This is a genomic window from Burkholderia sp. Bp8998, from assembly GCF_003854235.1.
Taxonomy (GTDB): Bacteria; Pseudomonadota; Gammaproteobacteria; order Burkholderiales; family Burkholderiaceae; genus Burkholderia.
Map to the genome: position 1 here is coordinate 1 of NZ_QTQF01000100.1, position 3,266 is coordinate 3,266.

The window sequence follows — 3,266 nt, forward strand, 5'->3', positions numbered from 1 at the left end:
CTCGCGGACGGTCTCGCCGAGAACGTCGAAGCGACGGTGCTGACCATCGCGTCGAACTACTCGCACATCCTCGCGCCGGCGACCGCGTACGGCAAGAACATCGCACCGCGCATCGCCGCGAAGCTGGACGTCGCGCAGATCTCGGAGATCACGGCGGTCGTTTCAGCCGATACGTTCGAGCGCCCGATCTATGCCGGCAACGCGATCGCGACGGTGCAGTCGAGCGATCCGATCAAGGTGATCACGGTGCGTGCGACGGGTTTCGATCCGGTTGCCGCGGAAGGCGGCAGTGCAGCGGTCGAGAAGATCGATGCGGCGGCCGATGCAGGCAAGTCGCAGTTCGTGAGCCGTGAAGTGACGAAGCTGGATCGTCCGGAACTGACGTCGGCAAGCATCATCGTGTCGGGCGGCCGCGGTCTGGGCAGCGGCGAAAACTACACGAAGGTGCTGGAGCCGCTGGCGGACAAGCTGAGCGCGGCGCTGGGCGCATCGCGCGCGGCGGTGGATGCCGGCTACGTGCCGAACGACTATCAGGTCGGCCAGACCGGCAAGATCGTTGCGCCGCAGTTGTACATCGCGGTCGGCATCTCGGGTGCGATCCAGCACCTGGCCGGCATGAAGGATTCGAAGGTGATCGTCTCGATCAACAAGGATCCCGAAGCACCGATCTTCAGCGTGGCCGACTACGGTCTGGTCGGCGACCTGAACGAGCTTGTTCCGGCGCTGACTGCGTCGGTCTGATTTCCGTAACTGTCAGGATCGACCGATCCTGCACGCGCGCCGTGTCGTCGCGACTGGCGCGCCCCCCGCGAAGGACCGTGTCCGCTTTACCGGCCGGCCGTCGTCGACGAGCAAGCGGGCATGTCATCGCATGCCGTCGACCCGGCCCGATGTCGGCGGTCCGAGCGCCCCCCAAGCGCAGTTTTCCACCGGTCAGGAGCCGAGCATGGAACGTACCGCTTTACCCGTCGCCAATACATCGCTGATCGAGCGCCGCTCGATCGACTATATCCCCGAAGCCGAGCGCCACGGCAACCTGTTCAGTCAATTCACCCTGTGGTTCGGCGCGAACCTGCAGGTCACGGCGGTCGTCGTCGGCGCACTGGCGGTGGTGCTTGGCGGCGACGTGTTCTGGTCGCTGGTCGGCTTGCTGGCAGGCCAGGTACTCGGCGGCGCGGTGATGGCGCTGCACGGCGCACAAGGGCCGCAGCTCGGCCTGCCGCAGATGATCTCCAGCCGCGTGCAGTTTGGTGTGTACGGCGCGATCGTGCCGCTCATGCTCGTCTGCGTGATGTATGTCGGATTCTCGGCGGGCGGAACGGTACTCGCCGGGCAGGCGATTGCGGAACTGTTGAACGTTGGCCATACCGCCGCGATCCTGATCTTCTCCGCGCTCGTCGTACTGCTCACCGGCCTCGGCTACAGAACGATTCATGCGATGGGGCGCGTATCGAGCATTGTCGGCACGCTCGCGTTCCTGTATCTGTTCGCGAGCCTGTTGCAAGGACACGCATTCGCGGCGTTGCTGGCGAATCGTCACTTCACGCCCGCATCGTTCCTGCTTGCGGTGTCGTTGTCGGCGTCGTGGCAGATCGCCTACGGACCCTACGTCGCCGACTATTCCCGCTACCTGCCGCGCACGACGTCGCCCGCGAAAACCTTTGCCGCGGTGTTCTGCGGCACCGTGATCGGCGCGCAGGTGTCGATGACGTTCGGTGTGCTGGCTGCCGCGCTCGCCGGCGACCGCTTCTCCGGACACGAGGTCGCGTTCATCGTCGGCCTCGGTGCGACGGGGACCATCGCCGCCGTGCTCTATCTCACGATCGCGCTGGGCAAGCTGACGATCACGACGCTCAACGCTTACGGCAGCGTGACGTCGGTCGCGGCGATCCTGACCGGCTTCGGCGGCCGGCGCGAGATCTCGCCGCGTACCCGCATCGCGTTCGTTTTGCTGAGCGTCGCCGCGTCGAGCGGCATCGCGCTGGCCGGACAGCACGATTTCCTGAAAGCGTTCTCGTCGTTCCTGTTGTTTCTGCTCGTGTTCTTCACGCCGTGGAGCGCGATCAATCTCGTCGACTACTACTGCGTTACCCGCGAGCGTTACGACGTGCCGGCGCTGTTCGATCCGGACGGGCGGTATGGCCGCTGGAACGCCGTGGGCATCGCGGTCTACGCGATCGGCGTGCTCGTGCAGATGCCGTTCGTCGCGACAGGGTTCTACACCGGGCCGTGGGTCGAGGCGCTGGGTGGCGTCGACGTGTCGTGGATCGTCGGCATCGTCGTGCCGGGCCTGCTGTACTACGTCGCGTCGCGCGGAGCGCGGGCAAACGTGCCGGAGCGCCTGGTCAAGTCCGATCCGGCCGCCGACATCGAGTGAGACACGGTTCGCGTGCGATCGTGGTCGTCCGGTGGCGCTTCGGCATCGCGCGAGGCGCGGCGCGCCGCTTCCATCGCCCGCGCAAGCGCATCGAACACCGCCGGCCCCTTGCAGCGCGACACGTTGAAGCGCATGAACGACGTCGCGCTGTGCGATGCGCTGAACACATCGCCCGGCGCAAGCACGACATCGTGGTCGAGCGCATGGCGTGCCACGCGCGCGGCGTCGAGCCCGTCGGGCAGCTCGGCCCATACGAACAGGCCGCCGCGCGGTTCCGTCCAGATCGCGAGCCCGGCGCGCGCGAGCCGCCGGATCGTTTCGCCCATCGCATCGGCCAGCTGCGCACGCAGGCTGTCGAGATGGCGCCGGTAGGTGCCGTCGACCAGCAGCCGGTGCACGACGTTCGCGCCGATCTGCGCGTTGCCGAACGACGTCGCGAGCTTCAGGTCGACGAGCGCGTCGATCCATTCGGGGCGTGCGGCGACATAGCCGCAGCGGATCGCGGCCGACAGCGTCTTCGAGAAGCTGCCGATCGACACGACGCGCGACAGCCCGTCGAACGTCGCGAGGCGCGGCGCTGGCGTGCTCTCGAAATCCGCGAAGATGTCGTCCTCGACGATCAGCAGGCCGTGCTCGGCCGCCAGCGTCAGCAGCCGATGGGCGACGGGCGGCGCGAGCGTCGCGCCGGTCGGGTTGTGCAGTGCCGCGTTGGTGATGTAGAGGCGTGGCTGGTGTTCGGCGAGCACCTGTTCGAAGCGCGCGAGATCGGGGCCGTTCGGGGTGTACGGCACGCTGACGATCCGCGCGCGATGCGCGCGCAGCAGCGCCTGGAAGTTGAAGTAGCACGGGTCGTCGAGCACGACGGTGTCGCCCGGCTCCAGCAGCAGCC

General features: G+C 67.1%; 2 protein-coding genes and 1 pseudogene. 2 read left to right on the forward strand and 1 reads right to left on the reverse strand.

Features of this window, described 5'->3' with window-relative positions:
* Together DIE06_RS37430 and DIE06_RS37435 are read left to right on the forward strand one after the other, a co-directional pair.
* On the forward strand, positions 1-741 hold a 741-nt coding region (locus DIE06_RS37430), incomplete at its 5' end, for an electron transfer flavoprotein subunit alpha/FixB family protein (protein ID WP_148094379.1).
* A gap of 205 nt (positions 742-946) precedes the next feature.
* On the forward strand, positions 947-2,377 hold the full coding sequence (locus DIE06_RS37435) for a cytosine permease (RefSeq protein ID WP_124665709.1): 1,431 nt from the start codon (positions 947-949) through the stop codon (positions 2,375-2,377).
* A gap of 26 nt (positions 2,378-2,403) precedes the next feature.
* On the opposite strand, the pseudogene DIE06_RS37440 reads toward DIE06_RS37435, so the two are convergent.
* Positions 2,404-3,266 (reverse strand): annotated as a pseudogene (locus DIE06_RS37440) (PLP-dependent aminotransferase family protein); the annotation flags it as partial.

Coding starts and splice junctions, on each gene's coding strand:
- DIE06_RS37435 (WP_124665709.1), top strand. CDS start 947: ATGGAACGTACCGCTTTACCCGTCGCCAATACATCGCTGATCGAGCGC.